Source organism: Microbacterium sp. SS28 (assembly GCF_022761035.1).
Taxonomy (GTDB): Bacteria; Actinomycetota; Actinomycetes; order Actinomycetales; family Microbacteriaceae; genus Microbacterium.
In genome coordinates this window covers 181585-208185 of sequence record NZ_JAKWJP010000002.1, presented here as the reverse complement: position 1 = coordinate 208185, position 26601 = coordinate 181585, and the positions used below count along the sequence as shown (strand labels likewise).

The window sequence follows — 26601 nt, the reverse complement described above, 5'->3', positions numbered from 1 at the left end:
TCAGCGGATGCCGCGGCCGCCGCGGACGGTTCGCGCGGCATCACTCGACCCTACCAATCCGGCCCGCTCGGGGCCGATCCGGGCGGTTTCCTGCGTGATAGGTTCGATTGAAGGAGGCACGACGTGGAGCTCATCCAGACGATCGAAGACTGGGCCTGGATCGGATGGCTGGTGCTCATCCTGTTGTTCCTCGTGATCGAGATGCTGACGCTCGACTTCACCTTCCTGATGCTCAGCATCGGCGGGGTCGCAGGCCTCGCATCCGACCTCCTCGGCGCCCCGATCTGGCTCCAGGTCGTCATCGCCGCCGTCGTCGCGGCCGTGCTCGTCCTCGTGCTGCGACCGCCCCTTCTGCGGCGCCTCCGACGAGGCGAAGACCCCACGCCGAGCAACGTCGACGCCCTCATAGGCCTGTCCGGACGCGTGCTGTCGACCGTGTCCGCCGATGGCGGCCAGGTGAAGCTCTCGAACGGCGACGTGTGGACCGCACGTGCCGATGCCGCCGCCGCCCTGGAGCCGGGCGAGCCCGTCCGCGTGAGCCGCATCGACGGCGCCACGGCCTACGTCCGACCTGTGAACGAGGAGAACGCATGACCGTCGAAGAAGTCATCCCCGTCGCGATCGGCTGGACGCTTGCGATCGCGGTCGTCATCTTCGTGATCGTCGTCATCGCCCGCTCGATCCGCATCATCCCGCAGGCGAGCGCCGGCATCGTCGAGCGGCTGGGGCGCTACCACAAGACCCTGTCGCCCGGTCTGAACCTCCTCGTGCCGCTCATCGACCGGCTGCGACCCCTCATCGACATGCGCGAGCAGGTCGTCTCGTTCCCGCCGCAGCCCGTCATCACTGAAGACAACCTCGTCGTCTCGATCGACACGGTCGTCTACTTCCAGGTGACCGACGCTCGGGCCGCGACATACGAGATCGCCAACTATCTCGGCGCCGTCGAGCAGCTCACCACGACGACGCTGCGCAACGTCGTCGGCGGACTCAACCTCGAAGAGGCCCTCACGAGCCGCGACAACATCAACGGGCAGCTCCGCGTCGTGCTCGACGAGGCGACGGGCAAGTGGGGCATCCGCGTGGGACGCGTCGAGCTCAAGGCGATCGACCCGCCGCACTCGATCCAGGACTCGATGGAGAAGCAGATGCGTGCCGAGCGCGATCGCCGTGCGCTCATCCTCACAGCCGAGGGAACGAAGCAGTCCGCGATCCTCACGGCCGAGGGCCAGCGCCAGGCCGAGATCCTCAAGGCCGAGGGCGACAAGCAGGCCGCCGTGCTGCGCGCGCAGGGCGAGGCCGAGGCCATCCAGACCGTCTTCCACGCGATCCACGTCGGCAACCCCGACCCGCAGCTGCTCGCGTACCAGTACCTGCAGACGCTCCCGAAGATCAGCGAGAGCCCGTCGAGCAAGCTCTGGATCATCCCGAGCGAGCTCACCGAGGCCCTCAAGAACGTGAGCGGAGCCTTCGGGTCATCGGTCGCGAACGCCGTACGCCCCGCCGACGCCGTGACCGCTCCCCCGGCCAAGCCCGCAGCGGAGCAGCCGCCCACGGCATGACGCATCCCTGGTTCGAGGGGGTCGCGACGCCGCGCGTGCTCGCGCACCGCGGTCTCGTCACGGCCGATGCCGCGCGAGCCGGCGTCGTGGAGAACTCCTTCGCGGCCGTCGCGGCGGCGCAGGCGGCGGGTGCTGCCTACGTCGAGTCGGACTGCCATCTGACCCGCGACGGGTTCGTCGTGCTCTTCCACGACGCCGATCTGCGACGCGTGACGGGCGATCCGCGCCGCGTCGACGAAGTGACCCTCCGCGACCTCGAGCTCCTGATGAGCGGCCACGGAGGGCTCGTGACCCTCGAGCAGGCCCTCGACGCGTTCCCGGGGGTGCGCTTCAACCTCGACGTCAAGGCCGCGGGCGCCGCCGAGAAGGTCGGTCGGCAGGTCGCCGCGCACGGCGCGCGCGTGCTCGTCACGAGCTTCTCGGACGACCGCCGACGCGCCGCCCTCGCCGCTGCGGCCGGCGTCGGCGGCGACATCCGTCCCGCGACGTCGGCGGGCAGCGCGATCGTCACGCGATTGGTCGGCGCCGTGTCGGTGCGCTCCCGGCCGCTGGCGCGCCGCATCCTGCAGGGCTTGGATGCCCTGCAGGTGCCGGAGCGGCAGGGCCGTATCCGCATCGTGACACCGCGCTTCATCGACTACGCGCACGCGGCGGGCGTCGAGGTCCACGTCTGGACGGTGAACGACCCCGCCGACATGCGACGGCTCGTGGCCCTGGGCGTCGACGGCATCGTGACGGACCGCGCCGATCTGGCCCTCGCGACATTGCGCTGAGGTTCCGGGTCTCACAATCGATGAGACGGCGTGTCAGGCTGTGCATCCACTGTGAAAGGCGCCTGGAGCGGCCTTGTTCGGATGAGACGCCCAGGTCACTTCGTTATACCTGGTTAGCGACGAGAGGACCCGAAATGGCAGACCGCAGCCTGCGCGGCATCCGACTCGGCGCCCAGAGCCTACAAAGCGAAGAGGGCGTCGTGTTCCATGAGCGCGCACAGCACACCTACACGTGCACGTCGTGCGGACGTGACACGACATTGACCTTCGCGGCAGACGCCGAGATCCCGGAGAGCTGGGAATGCCGCACGTGCGGCTCCGAGTCGCTCCTGCGCATCGGCGAGGGCACCGCGACGGTCGACCACAGCGGCGACAAGGTGCCGCGCTCGCACTGGGACATGCTGCTCGAGCGGCGCACCCTCCCCGAGCTCGAAGAGCTCCTCGAGGAGCGTCTCGCCTACGTCCGCGCCCGCCGCGGCGCCGGCGAGGACGTCGTCACCCTCGACAAGATCAGCGCCTGACGCGCATCACGCCTTCTCTGCGACGCCGGTTCCTTCGGGAGCCGGCGTCGCTGCGTTGCCGGCCCGTCGCCGCAGCCGGGCGATGATCCCGAACGCGACGAGCGCGGCGAGGCTCCCCCACGCGAGGAGCGCCTTGAGCGCGGCGCCCGCGATGACGGCGGGCGTGAGCCCCGTCCGCAGCGGCACGTCCGTGAGCATGGCTCCCGCCTCGTCGGCGGGCAGACCGTCGAGGGTCGCGCCGTCCGGCGCGATGACCTGGCTCGTCCCGACCGTCGAGAGGTTGACGACCGAGCGACCCGTCTCGATCGCGCGCATGCGGGCGAACGCGAGCTGCTGCAGGTTCTCATCGGTCCCGCGGAAGTCCGCGTTGTTCGTCTGGAACATGTAGACCTCGGCGCCCGCCTGCGCGCCGTCCCAGATGACGTCGTCGTAGATGACGTCGAAGCAGATCGCGAGCCCCACGCCTACTCCCCCGATGTCGAACATCGGCGTCGCGACGCCCGGCGTGTACTCGCGCTGGATGAGGTCGATGAGCTCGGGCGCGAAGTTGCGGTAGAGCCAGCGGTCGGGGACGTATTCGCCGAACGGCACGGGATGCCGCTTGTCGTAGGTGTCGACCGGGTTCTCGGCGCCCTCCTCCCACAGCAGCGCGGAGTTGAAGTACTCGTCTCCGCGCTGCGTGACGGCGCTCACGAGAAGCGGCGCGCCGATGCGCGCGGCCAGGGTGTCGAGGACTCCCGCGGTCGCCTCGTCGGTCGTGGGGTCGGAATCGATGCCGCCCTCGGGCCACAGCAGCACGTCCATGTCCTCGTCGAGGATCGGCCGCGTCGCCGCGAGCTGCGCGCGGAGGATGTCGTTGCGGCCGCGCTCGTCGAAGTAGCCCGCGGGGCCGTTGCCCTGGACGGCGCCGACCCGCATCGCACCGGCATCCGTCGTCGGGAACTGGGGTGTGACGATCAGCAGCACAGCCGCGGCGGCGGTCGGGACCACCGCGCGGACGTCGCGCCACCGGCCGAGGCGGACGTATTCGACCCCCGCGGCGCACACGAGCACGATGAGGAACGACAGGCCCGACATCCCGACCCATGACGCGACCTCGGCGAACGGGCCGTCCGCCTGCGTCACCCCGAGCCGCCCCCACGGGAATCCGCCGTAGGGGAACGTGCCGAGCACCTCCTCGCGGAGCGTCCAGAGCCCTGCGACGAGCGCGGGAAGCGACACGAGCCTCCCCCACGCTCCCGGAAGGACGCGCGGAACCCAGCGGTAGGCGAGGGCGATCGGTATCGCGAAGAGCGCCGTGAGGGCCGCCTCGAGCATCGACAGTGCGATCCACGGCACGGGCCCGAGGTAGCGGGCCGTGAACAGCAGATTCACGAAGAAGAACGCGGCGCCGAAGGCGAAGCCGACGAGGAGGGCCGACCAGAACCCGCGCCCCACGAGACTCACGAGCGCGAGCGGAACGGCGACGAACACGGCGGGCCACCAGGCGAGCGCCGGGAACGCGGTGGTGAGGACGAGTCCTGCGACGACGGATGCCGCGACCGCGGCCCACAGCGGGAGGATCGGTCGCACGGGCTCGGCGAGGGTGGGGGCGTCGGGCACGGATCGAGCCTAAGCCCCTCGGCCGTCGCGAGCGTCGGGCGGGCGCCTCTGCCGGGTCAGACCGACGAGTACGAGACGATGCCGCGGCGGACGGCGTCGAGCGCCCGACGGGCGACGGTGCCGACCGCGGGCTCGGCGACGAGCGAGAGCTGATCGAGCAGGTCGATCGTCTGCTTGGTCCAGCGCACGAAGTCGCCGGCCGCGAGATCCGCTTCGATGAGCACGCGGTCCAACGGCACGCCGCGCGCCCACGAGTGCATCGCCTGCGCGAGACCCGCGGCGATCGGCTCGGAGCCGGGCAGGCGGTGGTCGCGCTCGAGGTCGTCGAGGCGCTGCCACAGGTCCTGCGTCGCGCTCAGGGCCGTCCGGAACGCGCCGCGCGGCAGTCGCTGGTCGCCCGGGTCGCCGGACTCGCGCCGCGGCTCGTAGACGAGGCAGCATGCGAGCGCCGCGAGGGACGCGGCATCCAGGTCCTTCCAGATGCCCGTCCGCAGCGACTCCGCGACGAGGAGGTCGCGTTCGCCGTAGATGCGGCGCATCGTGCGGCCCGCCGGGGTCAGCGAGGTGGCTCCGTCCTCAGCGACGGCGACGTAGTCGAGCTCGGCCAGCACATCGACGACGCGGTCGAAGATGCGCGCCACGGTGCCGGTGCGGTTCTCGATCTGACGGCGCAGGTCGTCGACCGTGCGCTTGAGGCGCCAGTACCGCTCCGCCCAGCGCGCGTGGTGCTCGCGGTCGGGGCACTGATGGCAGGCGTGCCGCTGCATGCGCTTGCGCAGCGACGAGATCTGGCGCTGCCGCTCGTCGCGCGTCGCGCGACCGGCCGTGACGTCCCGCCGATTGATCTTCTCGAGGTCGCTGAGCTCGCGGCGGATGCGCGAGTAGTCGGCGAAGTCGCCGCGATCGCACGTCATGGCCTGCTCGTAGCCCGCGAGCGACTCCTCCTGCTCGCGCACCTGCCGCGCGAGGCCCACGACGGCGCGGTCGGCCTGGAACTGCGCGAACGACGATTCGAGGATCTCGCGCGCCTTCCCCCGCCCGAACTGGTCGATGAGGTTGACGGCCATGTTGTACGTCGGTCGAAAGCTCGAATTGAGCGGGTAGGTGCGGCGCGACGCGAGGGCCGCGACGGCCTGAGGGTCGAGCCCCTCGGTCCACTGTACGACGGCGTGGCCCTCGACGTCGATCCCCCGTCGCCCCGCACGCCCGGTGATCTGGGTGTATTCGCCGGACGTGATGGCGACGCGCGCCTCGCCGTTGAACTTCTCGAGCTTCTCGAGCACGACGGTGCGAGCCGGCATGTTGATTCCGAGGGCGAGGGTCTCGGTCGCGAACACCACCTTCACGAGCTTGCGCTGGAAGAGGTCCTCGACGACTTCCTTGAATGCCGGCAGCAGCCCCGCATGGTGCGCCGCGACGCCCCGTTCGAGATTCTCACGCCACTCCCAGAAGCCCAGCACCGCGAGGTCCTCGTCATGGAGGGTGCGGGTGAGCTGCTCGACCGTGGCCCGGATCTCGATGCGCTCCTCGTGCGTCGTGAGGCGCAGGCCCGCGCGGCGCACCTGCTGCACGGCCGCGTCGCATCCGGCGCGGCTGAAGATGAAGAAGATCGCCGGCAGCAGGTTGCCGCGCTCGAGCAGTTCGATGACGTCGGGCCGGTCCATCCGCTCGATGCGCTGGACGTTCGCCGATCGCACGGGCCGCACGCTGCCCTTCTGAGGACGGCGACGGGATGCCTCGTACCCGCCGCCCGCGTGGTAGTTCGCGCTGCGGGCCGCCTGCGCGCGACGGTTGTTCTCGTACGTCGGGCCCTTGAACGACCGGATGCGCATGAGCTCCTGGTTGACCTGCGCAGTCGCGATCCCGGCGCGGTCGTCGAAGAGCGGAAGCAGGTCGCCGCGCACGAGGACGTGCTGCTCGAGCGGGACGGGGCGCACCTCCGAGACGATGACCTCGGTGTCGCCACGGACGGTGTCGAGCCAGTCGCCGAACTCCTCGGCGTTCGAGACCGTCGCCGACAGCGAGACGAGCCGAACATCCGACGGAAGGTGGATGATGACCTCCTCCCATACGGCTCCGCGGAACCGGTCTGCGAGGTAGTGCACTTCGTCCATGACGACGTAGCGCAGGCCGCGCAGCGCCGGTGAGTCGGCGTAGAGCATGTTGCGCAGCACCTCGGTCGTCATGACGACGACGCGGGCATTGCCGTTGATGTTCGTGTCGCCCGTCAGCAGCCCCACGTCGTCCGCGCCGTACACCTCGACGAGCTCGCGGAACTTCTGGTTCGACAGAGCCTTCATCGGCGTCGTGTAGAACGCCTTCGCGGGGTGCCGGGCATCGGCCGGCTCGCGCATAGCGAGGTGGATCGCGAACTCGCCGACGATCGTCTTGCCGGCGCCCGTGGGCGCGGCGACCAGGACGCTGCGGCCGTCCTCGAGGGCGTGGCATCCCGCGACCTGGAACGGATCCAGAGTGAATCGCTGGGATGCCGCGAAACCGGCCGTTGCGGGATGCACACGGTCCTCACGGGCCTGCGCGTACCGGTCGGCCGGACTCGGTTCGCTCACGCCACGGCCCCGGGGGGCAGCAGCGAGCTCTCGCGCTTGGAGCGACGGCGATCGAACAGGAGGGAGATCCCGGCGGCGGCGAAGAACAGCACGACGAGGATGCCCGCGAGGATCAGCATGCTGACGACGTCAGCGGCGGGCGTGGCGAGCGCCGCGAACACCGTCGCGATGAGGATCGCGACGCGCCAGCCCTTGAGGATCGCCCGCCCCGACATGACGCCCGCCAGGTTGAGGGCCACGAGGAACACCGGGAGCACGAATGAGACGCCCACCACGACGAGCAGCTTGAAGACGAAGTCGTAGTAGTACTGGGCGTCGTAGAACGAGGCCCCGCCCTCGGGGACGAAGCTGTTCATGAGCTCGACGATGTGCGGCATGATCTGCAGGCCGACGTACGAGCCGATGAAGAAGAGCGGGATCGCCGCCCCCAGGAAGCCCCACGTGTACCCGATCTCCTTGCGGGTGAGACCGGGCATGACGAACGCCCAGATCTGCCACAGCCAGATCGGCGCCGAGAGCAGGATGCCGATCGCGAACGAAATCCGCAGGCGCAGGTCGAAGGCCGAGGTCACGGTGCTGAACATCAGCTCGACCTGGCGTGAGTCGCCGTTCTCGGCAGCGATGACGCGGATGGGCTCCGTGATGAGCCACAGCACCCAGTCCGTGATGAAGAAGGCGACGATCATGCCGACGACGAGCGCCAGCGCGGCGATCACGAGGCGTCGGCGCAGCTCGACGAGATGCTGCCCCAGCGACATCCTCTTGTCGTGCCGCGGTGCGTCCGGTTCGTCGATCCGCGGCGGTCCGGCCGTGGCCACCGCGAGCTACTGCTTGGGTTCTGCGGTGTCAGCGGGCCTGCTGACCGTCGCGGACGGCGTCGCAGGGTCAGCGGCGGTCGCCTCGGCGACGGGCGCGGTCTGGTCTTCTTCCTTCATGGCCTTCATCTCGCCCTTGAAGACGCGCGCCGACTGACCCACGCTCTTGGCGAGCGCCGGAAGCTTGGCGGCGCCGAAGAGGAGCAGGATGACGGCGAGCAGGATGAGAAGGTGCCAGCCGTTCAGATTGCCGAGCATGATGCACTCCGTTTGTCAGGTCGGGATCACCTCAGTCTAAACCCGAAGCAAGTCAGCCGACCGGCAGGCGGGGCTCAGCGGTACTGCTCGAGTCCCGCCGCCGCCCACTCGGCCGCCGCGCGCCGGGCGCCTTCCGGCTCGAGGATCTCGACGACTCCCCCGCGCTTCGCGGCGAGTCGGCGCAGGCTCACTTCGTCGGCGACGCGCATCGTCGCGGTCGAGACGCCGTCGACGGTGTCGACCGTCGCGCGGTCGAGGTAGTCGCCGAGCAGGGGTGCGACGGTCTCGGGGAAGCGCACGCGCACGACGACGTCGTCCTCGCCGTCCTCGAACCAGCCGGGGACGGGCTCGCCGCCGTGCGAGATGGGGATGTCGGTGAGACGGATGTCGCTGACCCGGTCGAGATGGAACGTGCGCATCGCGCGCCGCAGGTGGCACCAGCCCTGCAGATACCACTGGCCGCTCGCGATCTGCACCTTCACGGGGTCGACCGTGCGGGTTGTGGGAGCGGCATCCGTCGCCTTGTACGTGAACGAGACGGCGAGGCGCTCGCGCACGGCGGACGCGACGATCGAGCGCACTTCGTCGACCGGCTCGGATGCCACGATGACCTCGGCGGGCGCGGCCGAGGCGCCGCGCGAGAGCTTCGCGAGCAGGCCCGCGAAGATTTCGGAGTCGCCGACGCCCGGGATCGTCCGGGCGAGCTGGAGGCCCGCCAGGAGGGCGGCGGCCTCGCGCGCCGTGAGCTTGGGCGAGCGCTCGAGGCCGACGCTGTTCGTGATGACGATGAGGTCCTGCTGCGTCAGGAGGTCCCAGTCGATGTCGAAGAGCTCGTTCGGCATCTGCCAGAACCCGCTGTCGCCGGGCAGGCCGATGACGGTGAGCTTCTCGACCATCTCGCGCATCTGCGCGGCCGACACCTCGAATTCGTCGGCGGCCTCGGCGACCGAGACCTCGCCCTTGCCGAGCAGGTATGGCACGAGCTGGAGCATGATCGCGGCGCGGTCCGTCGCGATGAGGGGTCTGCGTTCGCTCATGCGACGCCTCCGTGTGCTTCGACGGTCGCGGTCAGGCGCGCGACGACCTTCTCTCGCAGCGCGTCGGGTTCGACGACGCGCACTTCGGGACCGTACGACGCGAGCTCGTCGGCGAGGATGTTGACGTCGACGTACGGTACCCGGATCCCCTGCGACGCGGGCTGGGCCCGCCGCGAGAGGCGCAGCGCGGCCTCGCTGCCGGGGTTGACCTCGATGAGCGCCGACTGGCGGGCGGCGAGCTCTTCGAGTCCGGCGCGGGCCCGCTCGCCCGCGCCTTCGCGGAGCGACGGATCGAAGCTCGCGCGTGTCGTGGCGACGTCGCCCACGATGCGCGACAGCAGGAACGTCCGGTCGGCGAGGGCGTCGAGGTCGACGGCGAAGACGTGCCAGCGCGCCTCGTACTCGATGAGCGCGAGGGGCTGGACGCGGCGCATGCGCGGCGCCTCCTCCCCCGGCTTGAGGTACGGGAAGGTGACGACGCGGCTCTGCTCGATCGCCTGCTGGAGCACGGGGAAGGCGGGCTCGCGCACCGTGATCCGCGGCGAGTAGCCGATGATCGGGTCCTCGACCGCGATGCCGAGCGCCCGGATCTTGCGCAGCCCGCTGCGCGCCTCGGCCGACATCGAGCTCTCGCTCCAAACGCCGCCCGCGAGGTGAAGCAGAGCCAGCTCGGCAGGGCTGAACTCGATGTCGTCCGGCAGTTCGTACTCGGCCGTCGGAACGCGGTAGCGCGCTTCGCGCAGGTCGTCCGGGTCGAGGCGGTCGCCGATCGTCTCGATCGGCACGCCCAGCGCGCGGAGGTTCTCCTTGTCGCGCTCGAACATCTTCTCGAGCGCGTCCTTCTTGGCGCCCGCGTCGGTCTGCTCGCGGTAGCCCGACACGGAGCCGAGGATGGCGTCCTTCGTCAGCCCCTGCTCCGTCGCCATGAGGGCGACGACAAGGTTGACGAGCCGCTCTTCCGGCGGGTTGCGGACGGGGGATCTCGCAGGCACTCCCTCATCCTAGGGTCGCTGGAGAACGCCATCGCCTCACTGCGTGGGTGACTGATCCACTCCGAGGATGTCGATCACGAACACGCGCGCCGAACCCGTCTCGCCGTCCTTCGCGGGAAGAACGACGAGCAGCTGCGAGCCGACGGTGACGTCCTCGAGCACCTTCGCCGCGCCCGGGACCAAATGGTCGAGCGTCTCCGTCGCGGGCGCGCCGTCCCAGGTGCTGTTGGTGACCGAGCTGCTGTCCCAGGAGACTTCCGTGTAGTGGACCCGAATGGGCTGGTCACCCGTGACGACCTCGCCTGTGCCCTTGATCAGGGTCTGCGCGGCGACCTCCTCCGGGGCATCCGCGTCGGGGACGAGGATGCCCGGGCGACCGTCGGGAGCCCGGACGACCGTAGGAAGGCCGCGCGCGTCGTTGTACACGAGCGACCCCTGCGCGTGAGGCAGGAAGACCTTCTGGATGTCGACGACGGCGACGGCGGACTCGTCCTCGGCGAGTCCGAGGCTCGCAGCGGCTTCCGCCTCGATGTCGCCGGGCGCGAGTGCGACGACGGTGCGCGAGCCTTCGGTCGCGCACGCGAGCGCGGACTCGAACGCCGGCACGGCCTGCACCCACTGGTCGAAGGAGGTGACGCGCGAGAGGTCGCCGTCGTACGGCGACTGATAGACGATGTCGCCCGTCTCGCCGCTCACGATCTGCATGTCGAGCACGAGCGCCTGCGCGCCGCCCGAGATGGTCGGGCCCTCGCCCTGCGCGAGATCGGCGAAGGACGCGCTCTCGACGTGGAACGGCGTGGGCACGGCGATGTCGGGGGTGGCGCCGCTCTCACCGCTCACGGTCACGAGATCGGTCGCCGTCCCGTCGGAGGCGGTACGGGAGCAGTCGTCATAGCCCGCGGGCAGGGCGCAGCCGGCGAGGCCGACCGCGGCGAGTCCGAGAACCGCGAGGGCAGCGGGGATCTTGCGCACCGCAACAGTCTAGGCGGATGTGTCCGGCTCGCCCGCGCGCGCGGACGCCTCGCGTGCACCGTCGGCCGCGCGCTGCGCCTCGCGCACGCGCTTGCGCAGATTCTTGTCGGTGATCTGCCGGTCCCCGACGGCCCCGGGGGTCCAGAGCTCGACGTCCTCGTCGCCGTAGCTCGACTTCGACGCACGGCGCTTCTGCTCGGGCGCGATGGCGCCGGGCGCGAGCCGGCGCGCCGAGATGAGGAATCCCGTGTGCGCGACCATCCGGTGATCGGGCCGGACGGCGAGTCCTTCGACGTGCCAGCCGCGGACCATCGTCTCGTTCGCCTCGGGATCCGTGAAGAGGCCCGTCCCGCGGATGTACTCCGCGACGCGGCTCAGCTGCGTCGCCGTCGCGACGTAGCAGACCACGACGCCACCGGGGGCGAGGGCCTCGGCCACGACGTCGATGCACTCCCACGGAGCGAGCATGTCGAGCACGACGCGGTCGACGGATGCCGGTTCCACGGCGGTCGGCAGCGACTCGGCGAGGTCGCCCACGACGACATCCCAGTTGGCCGGCATCTCGCCGATGAACGTCTCGACGTTGGCGCGGGCGACCTCGGCGAAGTCGGAGCGGCGCTCGAAGGAGACGAGACGGCCTTCCGTGCCCGTGGCGCGCAGGAGCCATAGCGACAGCGCGCCCGACCCGACGCCCGCCTCGACCACGACGGCCCCGGGGAAGACGTCTGCCTGGGCGACGATCTGCGCGGCATCCTTCGGGTACACGATGGCCGCACCGCGCGGCATGGACATGACGAAGTCGCGCAGGAGGGGCCGCAGCGCGAGGTACTCGTGCCCGCCGCTGTTCGTCACGACCGAGCCGTCCGGCTGGCCGATGAGGGCCGTGTGCCTGAGCACGCCGTGGTGCGTGTGCAGCTCGCCGTCGGCGCGGAGGGTGATGGTGTGCAGGCGGCCCTTGGGCCCCGTCAGCTGCACGCGGTCGCCGATGCGGAAGGGTCCGCTGGGTCGCTGCGTCGTCATCGGACCGACTCCCGTCGCTCGACGTGCGTTCGGTGGACCTCGGCGACATCGGCCGCCGATCGGCCCTCGAGCGTCGGCCAGACGGCGTGGGCGCCGGCTCCGTCGATCGAGACCATGAGCGGGACGCCGATGACGGCGGCGCCCGAGGCGACGGCCGAGCGCAGCCCGTTGGGCGAGTCCTCGATCGCGACGGTATGGGCGGGGTCGACGCCGAGGGCCTCGCACGCCTGCAGGTACGGATCGGGGAAGGGCTTGGGGCGTGTCGCGTCGTCGCCCGCGATCACGACGTCGAAGGCGTCGAAGTCGATGAGATCGACGACCGACTGCGCCATGCGGCGCAGCGACATCGTCACGAGGGCGGTCGGGATGCCGGCATCCCGAAGACTCTCGAGCAGTTCGCGCGCGCCGGGGCGGAACGGGACGCCCTTGACGGACAGCTGCTCCATGACGTCGTCCGTGAGGTGGTCGACGATGTCGGTGATGCCCATGCGCACCCCCGCCTCCTGGAAGATGCGGGCGGAGTCCTCGAGTCCCAGCCCCACCAGGCGCAGGCCCTGCTCGTGCGACCACGAGCCGCCGAAGCTTTCGACGAGCGGCGTCTCGGCCGCCATCCAGAAGGGCTCGGTGTCGACGAGGGTGCCGTCCATGTCCCAGAGGACAGCGGCGGGAAGACCTTGATTCACCGAACCATGCTACCGACCGCGACCTGCGAGACCGGGGCGCGCCGTCGTGAGGGCCGCGCCCTCGGGCCGCAGGACGCCTATCCTGGAAGCATCCCCGTGGGGGTGGAGGAGGCTGCGTGGACGGACTGGGACGCCGAGTGATCGTCGCCGCATTCGACGGCTGGAACGACGCGGGTGAGGCTGCGTCCTCTGCGCTCTCGCAGCTGCGTGAGAGCGGTGAATACACGCCCGTCTTCTCGGTCGATCCCGAGCTGTACTTCGACTATCAGTACACACGCCCCCACATCTCGGCCGACGCCGATGGACGCCGCAATCTGAAGTGGCCCGAGGCGACCCTCCTGCGCCCCGCCCGTGCGACGCGAGGAACCCAGCTGTGGCTCCTCACGGGCGTCGAGCCCGCCCGCGCGTGGCAGGCCTTCGCGGGCGAGTTCATCGACATCGCGCTCCGCGAAGACATCACGGGCTTCGTCGGCATCGGCTCGATGATGTCCGACGTGCCGCACACGAGGCCCATCTCGATCTTCGCGGGAAGCGAGAACGAGGGTCTGCGCACGTCGCTGGGCCTCGAGCGGAGCACCTACGAGGGTCCCGTCGGCATCCTCAGCGTCCTCTCGCACGCCGCCGACGCGGCGGGCATCCCGTCGGCGGGGCTGTGGGCGAGTGTGCCCCACTACGTCGCAGGCCACACGCCGTCCCCCAAGGCGACCCTCGCCCTGCTCGACAAGCTCGAGGACCTCACGGGCGCCCGCATCGAGCGCGGCGATCTCGCGAGCGACGCCGCCGCGTGGGAGGCGTCGATCGACGCCGCCGCGGCCGACGACGAGGAGATGACGGAGTACATCCGCCAGCTGGAGCGCACGCGCGACACGTGGGACTCCCCCGAAGCCTCCGGCGACGCGATCGCCCAGGAGTTCGAGCGCTATCTGCGCAGGGGCGGCGACGGGCCCACCAAGCCCGGCCGCGACGAACCGCGCCGCTAGCTCTCGCTCGAGCGCGCAGCCGTCCCACGCAGCGCGAGGCGCGTGGACGCGGCGGGCCGCCCGCAGGCGGCCCACCGCGTCGAACGTCAGACGGGGAGCGGCTCGAGCACGCCCGTCAGGAGCAGGACGATGAGCAGCCCGCCGAGGAAGAGGCGGTAGATCACGAACGGCAGGAAGCTGTGCTTCGAGATCCAGCTCATGAGGAAGGCGATGATGCCGAGCGCGACGATGAACGCGACGCCTGTCGCGATCGCCGTCTCACCGAGGGTGAAGACGGTCGGCTCGCCCCAGCTCTTGTAGAGCTGGTAGAAGCCGCTGCCGAACACGGCGGGGATCGCGAGCAGGAACGCGTAGCGGGCGGCCGCGGCGCGCTCGTAGCCGAGGAAGAGGCCCATCGTGATGGTGCCGCCCGAGCGTGAGACGCCCGGAATGAGGGCGAGCGACTGCGCGAGGCCGTAGAGGATGCCGTGGCCGACGGTGAGGTCGTTGAGCTTGCGGCGCTTGCTGCCGACCCAGTCGGCGATGCCGAGCAGGATGCCGAAGAAGATGAGCGTCGCGGCCGTGAACCACAGCGAGCGGAGGACCGTCTCGATCTCGTCCTGGAAGAGCAGTCCGAGCACGACGATCGGGATCGTCCCGATGATGATGAGCCAGCCGATCTTGGCATCGGGGTCGTTGCGCGGGATCTTGCCGAAGAGCGCCCGGAACCAATGGCTCACGATCCGGACGATGTCGCGCCAGAAGAAGAGCACGACGGCCGCTTCAGTTCCGAGCTGCGTGATGGCGGTGAACGCCGCGCCCGGGTCGGTCGCGCTGGGCAGGAACTCGCCGACGATGCGCAGGTGGGCGCTGGAGGATACGGGAAGGAACTCGGTCAGGCCTTGGACGAGCCCGAGGATGATCGCTTCGAGGAGGTGCATGCGCGCCTTTCAGTAGCTGCGGAGGAGGTCGGTCAGAACGCGCTGACCGAAGACGAGGGCGTCGAGCGGGACCCGCTCGTCGACGCCGTGGAACATGCCGGTGAAGTCGAGGTCGGCGGGCAGGCGCAGCGGCGCGAAGCCGTAGCCGGCGATGCCGAGGGCGGACAGCGCCTTGTTGTCGGTGCCGCCGCCCAGCAGGTACGGGATGACGGGGACGCCGGGGTCGTGGCGGCCCAGCGCCGCCACCATGGCATCGACGAGGTCGCCCTCGAACGGCACCTCGAGCCCGATGTCCTGGTGGACGATCTCGACCTCGACGCCGTTGCCGACGATCGCGCGGATGTCGGCCAGAACGGCATCCTCCGTGCCGGGCAGCGCGCGCACGTCGATGAGCGCCTCGGCCCGGTCCGGGATGACGTTGTGCTTGTACCCCGCCGTGAGACCCGTCGGATTGGTCGTCGTCCGCAGAGTCGAGCGGATGAATCCGGATGCGGCGCCCGTCGTTCCGGCGAGGGTGTCGGGGTCGCCCGCATCGCCGCCGGTGAGCTCGGCGAGCCCCTCGAGCAGTGCCCCCGTGGTGGCCGTGAGGCGAATCGGCCACTGCGTGCGCCCGAGCGCCGCGACGGCCTCTGCGAGCCGCGTGACGGCGTTGTCGGCGTGCAGGCTGCTGCCGTGGGCGGCGCGGCCGCGCGCGACGAGCCGGATCCAGATGAGGGCCTTCTCCCCCACCTGCAGCAGGTACGCGCGTCGGCCGTCGGCCGCGATCGAGTATCCGCCCACCTCGCTGATCGCCTCGGTCGCGCCCGCGAACCACTCCGGCCGGTCGCGCACGACGAGCGCGGATCCCTCGACGCCGCCGTTCTCCTCGTCGGCGAAGAAGGCCAGCACGAGGTCGCGCTCGGGCTGCTCGCCCGCGCGAAGGATGTCGGCGACCGACGTGAGGATCATGGCGTCCATGTCCTTCATGTCGACGGCGCCCCGACCCCACAGCAGGCCGTCGCGGATCTCGCCCGCGAAGGGGTCGACGCTCCAGTCGGCGCCGATGGCGGGGACGACGTCGAGGTGCCCGTGGACGACGAGCGCCGGCTTGTCGCGATCGCGGCCCGGCACGCGCGCCATGACGTTCGTGCGGCGCGGGATCGGCTCGTAGTACTCGGGCGTCAGGCCGAGCGATCCGAGGTATGCGCCGACGTATTCGGCGGCCTCCCGCTCGCCGTTGGCGCGGCCCCCGCCGTAGTTCGTCGTGTCGAAGCGGATGAGGTCTCGCGCGATCTGCACGACCTCGGGAAGGTCGTCTCCGGGCGTAGGCATGCGGACTAACCTACCGTCCGCGCATTGCGGCCCCGTTTCGCCCCCGAGACCGTGAGAAACAGGCGGAAATCCGCGCAGAAACCAAGAAAGAGCCGGCCCTTTCGGACCGGCTCTTTCTTGTGTTGTGACCCCAGCGGGATTCGAACCCGCGTTACCGCCGTGAGAGGGCGGCGTACTAGGCCGCTATACGATGGGGCCGGAAGACAACCGTTCAAGTATGCCATGGGGTTCACGTCTCGGCAAAATCGAGGCGGCAATCGGCGTGTCTCCCCTTGCCGCAGGGCCTCGCGACCCTTTGACTCGATGCATGCGAGTCACCAAGTTCGAGCACGCCGCGCTCACTCTCCAGTCCGACGGGCGCAAGCTCATCATCGATCCCGGGTCGTTCACCCTGCCCCTGGCGGACCTCGCCGCGGTCGTCGCGGTGGTCATCACGCACGAGCACCCCGATCACTGGACTCCCGACCATCTCGACCGGATTCTCGCGTATGCGCCGGGCACCCCGATCTACGCACCCGAGGGCGTCGCGAAGGCCGCGGCGGGCTACGACATCATCGTCGTGGCACCCGGTGACCGCGTCGAGGTCGAGCCCTTCCGGCTCGAGTTCTTCGGCGGAAGCCATGCCGTGATCCACGAGTCGATCCCCGTCGTCGACAACGTCGGAGTGCTCGTCGATGACGAGTTCTACTACCCGGGCGATTCATACGCCGTGCCGCATGGCCGGGACGTCAAGCTGCTCGCCGCGCCCGTCGGAGCGCCGTGGCTCAAGATCGGCGAGGCCATGGACTTCGTCCTCTCGGTCGCGCCGGGCCAGGCCTTCGGCACGCACGACATGACGCTCTCGGTGATCGGACGCGACATGGGGCGCGCGCGGCTCAAGTGGGCGGTGGAGCAGGGCGGGGGCACCTTCCTCGCCCTCGACCCGGGCGAGTCGACAGACATCTGAGCCGACGTCCCTTCGGGGGCGGGAACGACGGATGCCGCGGACCGGTTCACCCGGGCCGCGGCATCCGTCATCTGCTACGCGGCGTCGTGATCCGTCTCGAGGAACGCGACCAGCGCGTCGAGCGCCTCGTCGGCGCCGTCGCCCTCCGCCTTGAGCGTCACGACGGTGCCCTGCGAGGCGCCCAGTCCCATGATGGACAGGATGCTGCCGGCGTTGAGGTCGGCTCCGCCCTCGACCGCGATCGTGACGGGGACGTTCTGCTCCTTGACGGCCTGCACGAACAGCTTCGCGGGGCGGGCGTGGAGGCCCGAGCTGCTGGCGATGGTGGCTTGGCGTTCTGCCATGGAGTGCTCCTTGGTTCGTTCGACGGACTACGGGATCAGGCGGCGGCCACGGCCGGTTCGAACGGGGCCTCGGCCGCTTCGAGCTCTTTGCGTCCCCAGAAGCGCTTGAGTGCCACGACGAGGAACGCAGTCACGACGGTACCGGCCGCGAGCGCCACGAGGAAACCCCAGATCGGGTTGATCGCGAAGAACACGAAGATGCCGCCGTGGGGAGCGAGCGACTGCACGCCGAGGGCCATGCTGAGCCCGCCCGTGACGGCGCCGCCGACGAGGGATGCCGGGATGACCCTGAGAGGGTCGGCCGCGGCGAACGGGATGGCGCCCTCGCTGATGAACGCCGCGCCCAGCAGCCACGCGGCTTTTCCGTTCTCGCGTTCGACCGGCGGGAAGAGGTTGCGGGCGAGCACCGTCGAGGCGAGCGCCATGGCGAGCGGCGGGACCATGCCGGATGCCATGACGGCGGCCATGATCAGGTACGGCGTCGGGTTCTCGGCCGATCCCGACGCGAGACCGGCGACGGCGAAGGCGTAGGCGACCTTGTTGACCGGCCCACCGAGGTCGAAGCACATCATGAGTCCGAGGATGATGCCGACGACGACGATCCCGGCAGTTCCCGCAAGAGCCGTGAGCCAGTCGTTGAGCCACACCATGAGCGTCGAGATGGGGCGCCCGAGGAAGAGGATCATGAGGCCCGACGCCACGATGGACGCCAGGAGCGGGATGATCACGACGGGCATGAGCCCGCGCAGCCAGCGGGGCACGGTCCAGCTCGCGATCCACCAGGCGGTGACGCCCGCGAGCAGACCGCCGACGATGCCGCCGATGAAGCCCGCGTTCATGAGCACCGCGACGGCGCCCGCGACGAAGCCCGGCGCGATGCCGGGGCGGTCCGCGATCGCGAAGGCGATGTAGCCCGCGAGTGCGGAGACCAGGAAGCCCATCGACGTGACGCCGATGATGAACGCGACCGAGCCCAGGTACTGACCGAGGCCGCCCGGCGGGAGATCCCACAGCGCGTTGTTGACGATGACGGTCTTCGCGTCGTCGCCGACCTCGTACCCGCCCAGCAGGAAGCCGAGGGCGATGAGCAGACCACCGCCCGCGACGAACGGGATCATGTAGCTCACGCCCGTCAGCAGGATGCGCTGGATGCGCACGCCCCAGCCGACGTTCGCCGCCGCCGCGGTCGATGTCGATGCTGTGGCGGATGCCGCGACGCGGGCGGCGCTCGGGTCGTTCGCGGCCGCGACGGCCTCGGCGATGAGCTCGTTCGGCTTCTCGATGCCGCGCTTGACGCCGGAGCGGACGACGGGCTTGCCCGAGAAGCGCTGCAGCTCGCGCACGTCGACGTCCGTCGCGAAGATGACGGCGTCGGCGTCGTCGATGATGTGCTGCGGGAGCGCCTGGTACCCGCTCGAGCCCTGCGGCTCGACCGTGAGGTCGATGCCGCTCTTCTTGCCCGCGGCCGTGAGCGCATCGGCAGCCATGAAGGTGTGCGCGATGCCCGTCGCGCAGGAGGTCACGGCGACGATGCGCGCGGGGCGCCCGTCGACCAGGAGACCGGATGCCACGGCCCCCGCGGCGGCGGACGGTGCCGCGGCAGCGGCTGCGGGGGCGGCCGGTGTCGCGGCATCCCCTTCTCCGATCGCGGCGCGCACGATCGCGACGACGTCCTCGGGGGTCCGTGCCGCGCGCAGGCCCGCGGTGAAGTCGTCCTGCATGAGGCTGCGTGCGAGCTTGGAGAGCACCGCCAGGTGCGCCTCTGCGGCGGTGTCGGGTGCCGCGATGAGGAAGACGAGGTCGGCGGGGCCGTCGTCGGCGCCGAAGTCGACGCCCGGCGCGAGACGCGCGAAGGCGAGCGACGGCTCGGTCACGGCGGCGCTCTTGGCGTGCGGGATCGCGATGCCGCCGGGAAGGCCGGTCTCGTCCTTCTCCTCGCGCGCCCACGCGTCGGCGTAGAGCGCTTCGGCGTCGGTCGCGCGACCCTGCGCGACGACGCGGGCGGCGAGAGCCCGGATGACGGCGGATTTGTCGGCGCCGAGGCCGACGTCGAGACTCACGAGCTCGGGCGTGATGGTTTGGGACACGGTGACCTCCTCAGGTCGGTGATGCGTTTGAGGTGAGGATTCGGATGGGGACGTCGCCGTCCGGAAGGTCGGCAGGCGAGGGGGCTTGCGTGCCGGGGAGGGATGCCGCGGCGGCGCCGTAGCGGATCGAACGGCGGAGGCGCTCTTCGGCGTCCGCGCCGTCGAGGTCGGCGAGGAGGTAGCCCGCGAGCGAGCTGTCACCCGCACCGACGGTGCTCGCGACGCGGATGCGCGGCGGCGTGCCCGCCCAGGCCGTGTCGGCCTCGACGAGGACGGCGCCTTGCGACCCGAGGGTCACGAGGGCCGCGCCGACACGCGACGGCACGAGCTGCCGCGCGACGGGAAGCACGGCGGCGGCGAGGTCGACGCCGTACTCGAGCCCGACGCCGGCGAGCTCGGCGAGCTCTTCGTCGTTGGGCTTGATGAGGTCGGGACGACCGTCCGCGACGACGGCCGCGAGCGCGGGCCCCGACGTGTCGACGGCGATGCGGGGTGCCTCGGCGCCCCAGCGGGTGCGGACGGCGTCGATGACCTCGACGTAGAAGCGGTCGGACGCGCCAGGGGGCAGCGAGCCCGCGAGAACCAGCCAGCGGGCGCCCTCGCACGCGTCGACGACAGCGCGGATCACGGCGGCGGTGTCGTCGTCGTCGAGCCGTGCACCGGGAAGATTGAGCTTCGTCGTGACGCCGTCGGGGTCGGTGATCGTGACGTTCGCGCGGACGAAGCCGTGGATCGGCACCCGCTCGGCACGGACCGTCGAGGCCCGCAGCGCCGCGTCGAAGGGGTCGCCTTCGGACAGGGGAAGGACGGCGAGCGAGATCACGCCGGCGGCCGCCACGACGCGCGCGACGTTGATGCCCTTGCCGCCGGCATCCTCCCGCGCCGACGTCGCGGCCTGGACCTCGCCGGGGCGCAGCGTCTCGGCGAGCGTGATGGTGCGGTCGAGGGACGGATTGGCGGTCAGCGTGACGATCATGCGATCCACACCTCCACGTCGGCCGCGGCCAGGGCCACGGCGAGATCGGCATCGGGAGCGGCATCCGTCACGAGGATGTCGACGTTGGAGAGGTGCGCGAACCGCACGAACGACTCGACGCCGAACTTCGCCGCATCGGCCACGACGACCGTGCGGCGTGCGGAGCGGACGATGGCGGCCTTCACGGCGGCCTCAGCGGGGTCGGGTGTGCTGAGCCCGAAGTCGGCGGAGATGCCGTTGACGCCGATGAAGGCCAGATCGGGGCGCAGCGACTCGAGTGCCGCAAGCGTCGCGGGGCCGACGGCTGCGGCCGTGAGTCCGCGCACCTGCCCGCCCAACACGGTGAGGCCGACGTCCGAGAGCAGCGAGAGCGTGTGGGCGACGGGGACGGCGTGCGTCACGACGTCGAGGCGCGCGCCGGTCGCGGCGACGCGCTCGCCGAGTCCCGCTGCAACGGCACCGACGGACGAGCCTGCGTCGAAGACGATCGCGCCGCGGTAGCCGTCGGTGATGACCTCGAGCGCGCGGAGCGCGATAGCGCGCTTGGCCTCGGCGTTGACGCTCATGCGCTCGGCGATCGACGGCTCGGCGACTCCGCCCGTGCGCAGCGGCACCGCTCCCCCGTGCACGCGGCGCAGCGCGCCCTGCTGCTCGAGGAGGTCGAGGTCACGGCGGATCGTCTCGGTCGTGACGCCGAGGTCGTCCGCGAGCCCGACGACGGAGACGCGTCCGCGATCCGTCAGGTGGCGCGTGATGTGAGCGTGCCGCTCCGTTGCGTACATGAGAGTCCTCACCGTCAAGGTGTTCACAGGTTACAACAGGTACACAGATAAAACAACAGAAAAGCAGAATCGCACAGAAGCCGGGTGAGACCACCGCGATGTCGGTACCCTCGCGGAATGCCGGACAAGCCCGCCGCGGAGGTGGCGATCACCGCCGAGACGGTGCGGGAGCTGATCGACTCGCAGGCTGTCGAGGCGATCCCGAATGCCGCGTCCCAGCCGCTCGCGAAGGCGGCCGAGGGCTGGGACAACGAGCTGTGGCGGCTGGGCTCGCGGCTCGCGGTGCGGCTCCCCCGCCGGGCGCTCGCTGCTCCCCTGATCCTCCACGAGCAGGCGGCGCTGCCGGCGATCGCGGAGCGGCTGGTCACGACGGGCGTGCGCGTGCCCGCTCCCGTGTTCGCCGGCCGACCCGCCGAGTGCTTCCCGTGGCACTGGTCGGTCGTGCCCTGGCTCGAGGGGGTCCGAGCACTAGACACCGATCGCGCGGCGCGCTCGTCATGGGCGGAGTCGCTCGCACACGCCGTGAGCGCCCTGCACGAAACGGCACCTCAGGGGCATCCCGTGAATCCTGTCCGAGGTGTCCCCCTCATCGAACGCGCGCTCGCCGTCGACGAGCGGTTCGAGATGCTGCGCGAAGCCGGCCGCCTTCCGAGGGCGCTGCTCGACCCGGCCGCCGCGGCGTGGCGCGCCGGTCTCGAGGCGCCTGCATGGGCGCGGCCGCCCGTATGGATCCACGGCGACCTGCATCCCGGAAACCTCGTGATCCGCGACGGGGCGCTCGCCGCGATCATCGACTTCGGCGACGTGACGGCGGGCGATCCCGCCTACGACCTCGCCGTCGCCTGGCTCGCCTTCGACGCGTACGGGCGCACGCAATTCCGTGCGGCGACGCGCGGGCGCTACGACGACGCGACATGGACGCGCGCCGCGGCCTGGGCGGCCGCGTTCGCCGTCCTGCTGCTCGCGCGCAGCGATGACGATCCGGACTATGCGGCGCTCGGGCGAGACGCCCTCGAACAGGTCATGCGGCGCTGAAGGGTGTCTGCGCCCGGCCACGCCGCGGCGAGATCGGCGCAGCCCTCAGAGCTGTCGCATCCGCCGCCACGAGCGGCGACAGCGTTCGACGAACTGCGCCTTATGGGTGAAATGTCAAGCCGGTCCGCCCCTGATGACGGCGAAGTAGCGTAGAGGCTCCAAACCGTGAGCAGGGACGGGCCGAGGATGACGACAGCAGACACGCATGGAGGGCTGCGCGCGTTCCACGAGAAGTTCATCGTGGAACTGCGCTTCGTGTCGGCCTCCGCTCGCCGAAACCTCTTCATCATCGCCATCGTGCTCGTCGTGGTCGGGCTCGTCTCGTTCCTCTGGATCCTCGATTCCGTGCGTGAGAGCGATGGATTGTCGGTCATCGACCGGCCCGTGCAGGGTTGGCTCGAAGGGATGCGTTCGCCGCCGATGACGGCCGTCATGGCGACCGTGGCGGCCGTGTTCGGGCCGATAGCGATGCCGGTGATCGTGCTCGTGGCGACGGTGTGGTGGGGTTTCGCAGCCAAGCACGCCTGGCGGCCGCTCCTGCTCGCGACCGCGATGATCCTCGGGGTTGCGAGTGTGCAGATCCTCGCTCCGATCGTGGGTCGTGAGCGTCCCCCGATCTCGGACATGCTTCTCGACGTCGACCACACGCCATCCTTCCCGTCCGGTCATGTGATGGGGGCGGCCGACTTCCTGCTCATCACGACGTTCCTGGTCTTCTCCCGTCGACGAAATCCGGTCTCGACCATCGTGGCGCTCGTCGTCGCCGTCATCCTCGTCGTTCTGACGGCCTCGTGCCGGGTGTATCTGGGCTACCACTGGCCCACCGATGTGCTCGCCTCGCTGTCGCTGTCGCTCGTGATGCTCGGGGCGGTGATCGCCGTCGACACCTGGCGAACCGTGCGCGTGGGGTCGCCGAGCGGGTGACGCCCGCGAGCGAGCTCGGCTCTCGCACTGAATCCACGATCACGGGATGGAGAAGAAGTTGACGGAGGCCATTCCTTCAGGCGCTCCTGCACCGGTGCGGATCGCCCGCCTGTGGTGGGTGGTCTCGGCGGCGAGCGCACTCATCCTCGTCGCGCTGCTGGGCGCGATCATCTTCTACCGCGAGTCCAACAAGCCCTTCGGCTTCGAGGTCGAGTGGATGAGCGAGCTCGTCGAGGCCCGTGCACCGATCTTCACCATCCCGGCGCTCGTCTTCAACTGGATCGGCGGCGGGATCAGCTCCATCGTGATCGTGCCGTTGGTCATCATCGGAGGCCTCCTCGTCTGGCGACGCCCGTGGGCCGCCCTGTACTACGCATGCTCCGCCATCGGAAGCGTCGCCGTCGTGTGGGTGATCAAGAACGTGATCGGCCGACCGCGTCCCCTCGACATCCTGGTGACGCCCGATTTCGGCTCGTTCCCCTCGGGGCACAGCGCGAATGCGGCCCTCATCGCGACGACGCTCGGCATCATCTTCGCGCGCCGGTGGGTGTGGATCGCGGGGTCGATCTACACCCTCCTCATGATGCTCAGCCGCACGTATCTCGGCGCGCACTGGATCTCCGACACGATCGGAGGGATGCTCATCGGCGTCGCCGTCGCCGTCATCGTGTGGGCGCCGTTCGCGTTCCGCCTCTATCGAGAGGGACGTCGCCCTCATGCGCCGATCTGGATGGAGGTCCCGCGCACGCATCCGTCCTCGACGGAAGCCGTCGACGAGGCTGAGTGAGCCGCCGCGCCATTCAGCTCGTGGCCGCTCGCACCGCCTCGGCAACGAGTGCTGCGCTCGTCACGTCGTGCCCGCTCGCGCCGCCGCCCGGCCCGGACGGAGCATCAGCGCCTGAGCGTGCACGCGCAGAGAGGTGCACGGCATCCACTCCGGCGGCGAAGAGCGCGCGGATATCTCCCGCGCTGACACCCCCGCCCGCCATCAGCTCGATCCGGCCGGCCGATGCCGCGGCGAACCGCGAGAGGAGCGGGATGCCGTCGATGCTGCGCGCGGCGCCCCCCGACGTGAGGACGCGATCTGCTCCCTCCTCGATGAGGGCATCGAACACCGCCCGAGGGTCGGCGCTCGCGTCGATCGCACGATGGAACACGATCGTCGCCCCGCCTGCGGCATCCCTCCAGCGGCGCATCGCATCGCGATCGAGCAGGCCGTCTGCGGTCAGGGCGCCGACCACGACGCCCCCGGCCCCGCGCTGGACGCACGCCCGGATGTCGGCCTCGACGACCGCCGTCTCCTCCGTCGAATAGACGAAGCCACCCGCACGAGGACGCACGAGGACGTTCACACGCAGCGCGTCGACCGCGGCGAGCACCGACTCGAGGGTGCCCAGCGACGGAGTGAGACCCCCTGTCTCGAGCGACTGGCACAGTTCGAGCCGGTCGGCCCCGGCGTCGAGGGCGACACGCGCGCCCGCGGCATCCTGAACCGCGATCTCGACCGCGTGCGCGCCCACCGTCACTCCGAGAATTCGATCCGCGCATCCTCGTTGTTGAGCACGATCACGGGCGTGATGGCGGGATGTCCCGCCGCCGCGATCTTGCGGAGATCGAACTCGAGCAGCGGGGTGCCCGCTGTCACGCGGGCTCCCTTCTCGACCAGCGTCCGGAACCCGTCGCCTTTCATCTGGACCGTGTCGATCCCGACGTGGATGAGCAGCTCGGTCCCGTCGTCGAGTTCGAGCGCGACGGCATGGCTCGTTTCGAAAGTCGCACCCACGGTGCCGTCGGCGGGCGCCACGACGGTGCTCCCGGACGGTTCGATCGCGACACCCGGTCCCATGATCTCCTCCGCGAACGTCGGGTCCGGAACGGCCGATAGCGGCACCACCGTCCCCGCGACCGGCTGGCGGAGCGTGATCGTCGTCCGGGTCTTGGTTCCCGTGGCGGTCTCTGCGGCCGGTCGTCCGGGGTCCGGCTCCGCGGTGGGCAGCACGACCTCGCCGGACATGACGCGCTCCATCGCATCCTTCACGAACTGCACGTTCAGGCCGTAGACCACCTGCACCGAGTGGCCGCCTGCCTTCATCGTGCCTGCGGCGCCTGCGCGCTTGAGTGCGACGTCGTCGACCTGCGAGACATCCGCGATCTCCATGCGCAGCCGCGTCGCGCAGTTGTCGAGCTCGGTGATGTTCTCCTTGCCGCCGAGCGCATCGATGAACCGCACGGCGGTGAGGTTGTAGGCATCGTCCTTCGAGTGGGTGTCGAACTCGGTTCCCTCTCCCAGGATGTCGTCGTCCTCGCGGCCCGGCGTCTTGAGGTTGAAGCGCTTGATGAAGAAGTAGAAGACCCCGAAGTAGATGAAGAACCAGAAGACGCCCATGACGGGGATGAGCCACGGATTCTGCGCCATCGGGTTGACCCAGCCGAGGACGAGGTCGATGAATCCTCCAGAGAAACCGAAGCCCATGCGCACGGGGAGTATCTGGCTGATCGCCATCGAGATGCCCGTGAACACCGCGTGCACGAGGTAGAGCACGGGCGCGAGGAACATGAACGCGAACTCGAGCGGCTCGGTCACTCCGACGAAGAAGGACGAGATCGCACCGCCCAGGAGGATGCCGTACGCGAGCTTCTTGCGCGTCGTCTTCGCGGTCAGGTACATCGCAAGAGCGGCGCCGGGCAGACCGAACATCATGACGGGGAAGAATCCCGTCATGTACTGGCCCGTGACGCCGTAGGTGCCCGTCGCGTTGAGGAAGTTGTTGAGGTCGTTGATGCCCGCGACGTCGAACCAGAACACGGAGTTCAGCGCATGGTGCAGGCCGACCGGGATCAGCATCCGGTTGAGGAAGCCGTAGATGCCGGTTCCGAACGGTCCGAGGGTCACGATCCACTCGCCGAAGAGGACGAGTCCGGTGTAGACGAACGGCCAGACGAAGAACAGCACGACGGCGAGCACGAGCGAGAACCCGGCCGTGACGATCGCTACGGACCGCTTGCCCGAGAAGAAGGACAGTGCGTCGGGCAGCTTGGTGTCTTTGAAGTGGTCGTAGCAGTACGCGCCGATGAGGCCGCAGATGATGCCGATGAACACGTTCTGGACCTTGAGGAAGGCGGGGTCAACCTCGTTGACGTTCTCGACGCCTGTGAACAGGAGCACCGTCTCGGGCTTGAGCAGCGTCGTAACGACGAGCCAGGAGACGAGGCCGGCGAGAGCCGAGGTGCCATCGCTCTTCTTCGCCATGCCGATCGAGATGCCGATCGCGAAGAGCAGCGCCATGTTGTTCAGGAGCGCGCCGCCCGCGGCATTGAGGAAGATCGACACCACGTTCTTGTCGCCGCTGGCGGTCTCGATCCAGTAGCCGATGCCGGCCAGAATCGCTGCGACCGGCAGAACCGCGACCGGAAGCATGATCGACCTGCCGAGCCGTTGTAGGAACTTCATGCTCTTCTCCTCGTTGAAAAGTGGCGTTGTCGATGAGTGGGCT

General features: G+C 70.0%; 26 protein-coding genes and 1 tRNA gene. 9 read left to right on the top strand and 18 right to left on the bottom strand.

The features are described from left to right. The first annotated feature begins 123 nt into the window (after positions 1–123). The 4 genes from MJ607_RS06285 (at position 124) to MJ607_RS06270 (ending at position 2856) form a co-directional block, all read left to right on the top strand. Positions 124–594 carry an NfeD family protein gene (locus tag MJ607_RS06285; RefSeq protein WP_243074718.1) on the top strand — a complete coding sequence of 157 codons (471 nt, stop codon included), beginning with the start codon at positions 124–126 and terminating at the stop codon, positions 592–594. Further along, on the top strand, positions 591–1562 hold the full coding sequence (locus MJ607_RS06280; RefSeq protein ID WP_243074717.1) for an SPFH domain-containing protein: 972 nt from the start codon (positions 591–593) through the stop codon (positions 1560–1562). Before MJ607_RS06285 ends, MJ607_RS06280 begins: the two co-directional genes overlap by 4 nt. Then, on the top strand, positions 1559–2335 hold the full coding sequence (locus MJ607_RS06275; protein ID WP_243074716.1) for a glycerophosphodiester phosphodiesterase family protein: 777 nt from the start codon (positions 1559–1561) through the stop codon (positions 2333–2335). Before MJ607_RS06280 ends, MJ607_RS06275 begins: the two co-directional genes overlap by 4 nt. Before the next feature lie 134 nt (positions 2336–2469). Then, positions 2470–2856: an RNA polymerase-binding protein RbpA gene (locus MJ607_RS06270; protein ID WP_243074715.1), complete on the top strand. Its 387-nt coding sequence runs from the start codon at positions 2470–2472 to the stop codon at positions 2854–2856. Between the two features lie 6 nt (positions 2857–2862). Here MJ607_RS06270 and lnt read toward each other — a convergent pair whose 3' ends face one another. The 9 genes from lnt to MJ607_RS06225 form a co-directional block, all read right to left on the bottom strand. Then, positions 2863–4458, bottom strand: a complete 1596-nt coding sequence (gene lnt / locus MJ607_RS06265) for an apolipoprotein N-acyltransferase (RefSeq protein WP_243074714.1) — start codon at positions 4456–4458, stop codon at positions 2863–2865. A 56-nt stretch (positions 4459–4514) separates the two neighbouring features. Next, positions 4515–7025, bottom strand: coding sequence for an RNA helicase (locus tag MJ607_RS06260; protein WP_243074713.1), 2511 nt, complete (start codon positions 7023–7025; stop codon positions 4515–4517). Then, entirely contained in the window at positions 7022–7783 is a 762-nt protein-coding gene (gene tatC, locus MJ607_RS06255) for a twin-arginine translocase subunit TatC (RefSeq protein ID WP_243075270.1), read from the bottom strand. Before tatC ends, MJ607_RS06260 begins: the two co-directional genes overlap by 4 nt. 66 nt (positions 7784–7849) lie before the next feature. Further along, the gene (gene tatA, locus MJ607_RS06250) at positions 7850–8098 is read right to left on the bottom strand and encodes a Sec-independent protein translocase subunit TatA (RefSeq protein ID WP_243074712.1); all 249 of its coding nucleotides are present in this window, start codon (positions 8096–8098) and stop codon (positions 7850–7852) included. A 74-nt stretch (positions 8099–8172) separates the two neighbouring features. Beyond that, a complete protein-coding gene (locus MJ607_RS06245; RefSeq protein WP_243074711.1) occupies positions 8173–9135 on the bottom strand; it encodes a YafY family protein in 963 nt (320 codons plus the stop codon). Beyond that, the gene (locus tag MJ607_RS06240) at positions 9132–10061 is read right to left on the bottom strand and encodes a WYL domain-containing protein (protein WP_279234468.1); all 930 of its coding nucleotides are present in this window, start codon (positions 10059–10061) and stop codon (positions 9132–9134) included. The genes MJ607_RS06245 and MJ607_RS06240 overlap by 4 nt, the downstream gene beginning before the upstream one ends. A 102-nt stretch (positions 10062–10163) precedes the next feature. Further along, positions 10164–11099: an FKBP-type peptidyl-prolyl cis-trans isomerase gene (locus MJ607_RS06235; RefSeq protein WP_243074709.1), complete on the bottom strand. Its 936-nt coding sequence runs from the start codon at positions 11097–11099 to the stop codon at positions 10164–10166. Between the two features lie 9 nt (positions 11100–11108). Continuing rightward, positions 11109–12119, bottom strand: coding sequence for a tRNA (adenine-N1)-methyltransferase (locus tag MJ607_RS06230; protein WP_243074708.1), 1011 nt, complete (start codon positions 12117–12119; stop codon positions 11109–11111). Next, the gene (locus tag MJ607_RS06225; protein WP_308193808.1) at positions 12116–12802 is read right to left on the bottom strand and encodes an HAD family phosphatase; all 687 of its coding nucleotides are present in this window, start codon (positions 12800–12802) and stop codon (positions 12116–12118) included. The genes MJ607_RS06230 and MJ607_RS06225 overlap by 4 nt, the downstream gene beginning before the upstream one ends. Positions 12803–12918: 116 nt before the next feature. Between MJ607_RS06225 and MJ607_RS06220 the strand changes: the two genes are divergently transcribed. Next, entirely contained in the window at positions 12919–13782 is an 864-nt protein-coding gene (locus tag MJ607_RS06220; protein WP_243074707.1) for a PAC2 family protein, read from the top strand. An 86-nt stretch (positions 13783–13868) separates the two neighbouring features. Here the strand turns inward: MJ607_RS06220 and MJ607_RS06215 are convergent, their stop codons facing one another. From MJ607_RS06215 to MJ607_RS06205, 3 genes are all read right to left on the bottom strand, one after another. After that, positions 13869–14702 (bottom strand): undecaprenyl-diphosphate phosphatase, encoded by an 834-nt coding sequence (locus tag MJ607_RS06215; protein ID WP_243074706.1) that lies wholly within the window; start codon positions 14700–14702, stop codon positions 13869–13871. Between the two features lie 9 nt (positions 14703–14711). Beyond that, positions 14712–16013 (bottom strand): M20/M25/M40 family metallo-hydrolase, encoded by a 1302-nt coding sequence (locus MJ607_RS06210; RefSeq protein WP_243074705.1) that lies wholly within the window; start codon positions 16011–16013, stop codon positions 14712–14714. Positions 16014–16138: 125 nt separating this feature from the next. Continuing rightward, positions 16139–16211, bottom strand: a tRNA-Glu gene (locus MJ607_RS06205). A 109-nt stretch (positions 16212–16320) separates the two neighbouring features. Here MJ607_RS06205 and MJ607_RS06200 point away from each other — a divergent pair. Further along, positions 16321–16959 carry an MBL fold metallo-hydrolase gene (locus MJ607_RS06200; protein WP_243074704.1) on the top strand — a complete coding sequence of 213 codons (639 nt, stop codon included), beginning with the start codon at positions 16321–16323 and terminating at the stop codon, positions 16957–16959. Between the two features lie 74 nt (positions 16960–17033). Here MJ607_RS06200 and MJ607_RS06195 read toward each other — a convergent pair whose 3' ends face one another. From MJ607_RS06195 to MJ607_RS06180, 4 genes are read right to left on the bottom strand one after another with little or no spacing between them, the layout of a single operon-like run. Then, complete coding sequence (locus MJ607_RS06195) at positions 17034–17303, bottom strand: HPr family phosphocarrier protein (protein WP_243074703.1); 270 nt, start codon at positions 17301–17303, stop codon at positions 17034–17036. Positions 17304–17338: 35 nt separating this feature from the next. Then, entirely contained in the window at positions 17339–19390 is a 2052-nt protein-coding gene (locus MJ607_RS06190) for a fructose-specific PTS transporter subunit EIIC (RefSeq protein WP_243074702.1), read from the bottom strand. 10 nt (positions 19391–19400) lie between these two features. Beyond that, on the bottom strand, positions 19401–20366 hold the full coding sequence (locus tag MJ607_RS06185) for a 1-phosphofructokinase family hexose kinase (RefSeq protein WP_243074701.1): 966 nt from the start codon (positions 20364–20366) through the stop codon (positions 19401–19403). After that, positions 20363–21148 carry a DeoR/GlpR family DNA-binding transcription regulator gene (locus MJ607_RS06180; RefSeq protein ID WP_243074700.1) on the bottom strand — a complete coding sequence of 262 codons (786 nt, stop codon included), beginning with the start codon at positions 21146–21148 and terminating at the stop codon, positions 20363–20365. Before MJ607_RS06180 ends, MJ607_RS06185 begins: the two co-directional genes overlap by 4 nt. Positions 21149–21265: 117 nt before the next feature. Between MJ607_RS06180 and MJ607_RS06175 the strand changes: the two genes are divergently transcribed. The 3 genes from MJ607_RS06175 (at position 21266) to MJ607_RS06165 (ending at position 23894) form a co-directional block, all read left to right on the top strand. Continuing rightward, positions 21266–22183: an aminoglycoside phosphotransferase family protein gene (locus MJ607_RS06175; RefSeq protein WP_243074699.1), complete on the top strand. Its 918-nt coding sequence runs from the start codon at positions 21266–21268 to the stop codon at positions 22181–22183. 186 nt (positions 22184–22369) lie between these two features. Beyond that, on the top strand, positions 22370–23107 hold the full coding sequence (locus MJ607_RS06170; RefSeq protein ID WP_243074698.1) for a phosphatase PAP2 family protein: 738 nt from the start codon (positions 22370–22372) through the stop codon (positions 23105–23107). 46 nt (positions 23108–23153) lie between these two features. Beyond that, positions 23154–23894: a phosphatase PAP2 family protein gene (locus MJ607_RS06165; RefSeq protein WP_243074697.1), complete on the top strand. Its 741-nt coding sequence runs from the start codon at positions 23154–23156 to the stop codon at positions 23892–23894. A gap of 13 nt (positions 23895–23907) precedes the next feature. On the opposite strand, the gene MJ607_RS06160 is transcribed toward MJ607_RS06165, so the two are convergent. Then, on the bottom strand, positions 23908–24627 hold the full coding sequence (locus MJ607_RS06160) for a copper homeostasis protein CutC (protein ID WP_243074696.1): 720 nt from the start codon (positions 24625–24627) through the stop codon (positions 23908–23910). Between the two features lie 2 nt (positions 24628–24629). Further along, positions 24630–26558, bottom strand: coding sequence for an N-acetylglucosamine-specific PTS transporter subunit IIBC (nagE, locus tag MJ607_RS06155; protein ID WP_243074695.1), 1929 nt, complete (start codon positions 26556–26558; stop codon positions 24630–24632). Between the last annotated feature and the right edge of the window lie 43 nt (positions 26559–26601).

What these genes read in the sequence shown, in the direction of transcription:
- tatC (WP_243075270.1), bottom strand. Translation starts at nt 7,783, where the DNA reads ATGTCGCTGGGGCAGCATCTCGTCGAGCTGCGCCGACGCCTCGTGATC.
- MJ607_RS06165 (WP_243074697.1), top strand. Translation starts at nt 23,154, where the DNA reads ATGGAGAAGAAGTTGACGGAGGCCATTCCTTCAGGCGCTCCTGCACCG.
- MJ607_RS06200 (WP_243074704.1), top strand. Translation starts at nt 16,321, where the DNA reads ATGCGAGTCACCAAGTTCGAGCACGCCGCGCTCACTCTCCAGTCCGAC.
- MJ607_RS06230 (WP_243074708.1), bottom strand. Translation starts at nt 12,119, where the DNA reads ATGACGACGCAGCGACCCAGCGGACCCTTCCGCATCGGCGACCGCGTG.
- MJ607_RS06180 (WP_243074700.1), bottom strand. Translation starts at nt 21,148, where the DNA reads ATGTACGCAACGGAGCGGCACGCTCACATCACGCGCCACCTGACGGAT.
- MJ607_RS06275 (WP_243074716.1), top strand. Translation starts at nt 1,559, where the DNA reads ATGACGCATCCCTGGTTCGAGGGGGTCGCGACGCCGCGCGTGCTCGCG.
- nagE (WP_243074695.1), bottom strand. Translation starts at nt 26,558, where the DNA reads ATGAAGTTCCTACAACGGCTCGGCAGGTCGATCATGCTTCCGGTCGCG.
- MJ607_RS06195 (WP_243074703.1), bottom strand. Translation starts at nt 17,303, where the DNA reads ATGGCAGAACGCCAAGCCACCATCGCCAGCAGCTCGGGCCTCCACGCC.
- MJ607_RS06215 (WP_243074706.1), bottom strand. Translation starts at nt 14,702, where the DNA reads ATGCACCTCCTCGAAGCGATCATCCTCGGGCTCGTCCAAGGCCTGACC.
- tatA (WP_243074712.1), bottom strand. Translation starts at nt 8,098, where the DNA reads ATGCTCGGCAATCTGAACGGCTGGCACCTTCTCATCCTGCTCGCCGTC.
- MJ607_RS06210 (WP_243074705.1), bottom strand. Translation starts at nt 16,013, where the DNA reads ATGCCTACGCCCGGAGACGACCTTCCCGAGGTCGTGCAGATCGCGCGA.
- MJ607_RS06245 (WP_243074711.1), bottom strand. Translation starts at nt 9,135, where the DNA reads ATGAGCGAACGCAGACCCCTCATCGCGACGGACCGCGCCGCGATCATG.
- MJ607_RS06170 (WP_243074698.1), top strand. Translation starts at nt 22,370, where the DNA reads ATGACGACAGCAGACACGCATGGAGGGCTGCGCGCGTTCCACGAGAAG.
- MJ607_RS06270 (WP_243074715.1), top strand. Translation starts at nt 2,470, where the DNA reads ATGGCAGACCGCAGCCTGCGCGGCATCCGACTCGGCGCCCAGAGCCTA.
- MJ607_RS06175 (WP_243074699.1), top strand. Translation starts at nt 21,266, where the DNA reads ATGCCGGACAAGCCCGCCGCGGAGGTGGCGATCACCGCCGAGACGGTG.
- MJ607_RS06280 (WP_243074717.1), top strand. Translation starts at nt 591, where the DNA reads ATGACCGTCGAAGAAGTCATCCCCGTCGCGATCGGCTGGACGCTTGCG.
- MJ607_RS06185 (WP_243074701.1), bottom strand. Translation starts at nt 20,366, where the DNA reads ATGATCGTCACGCTGACCGCCAATCCGTCCCTCGACCGCACCATCACG.
- MJ607_RS06240 (WP_279234468.1), bottom strand. Translation starts at nt 10,061, where the DNA reads ATGGCGACGGAGCAGGGGCTGACGAAGGACGCCATCCTCGGCTCCGTG.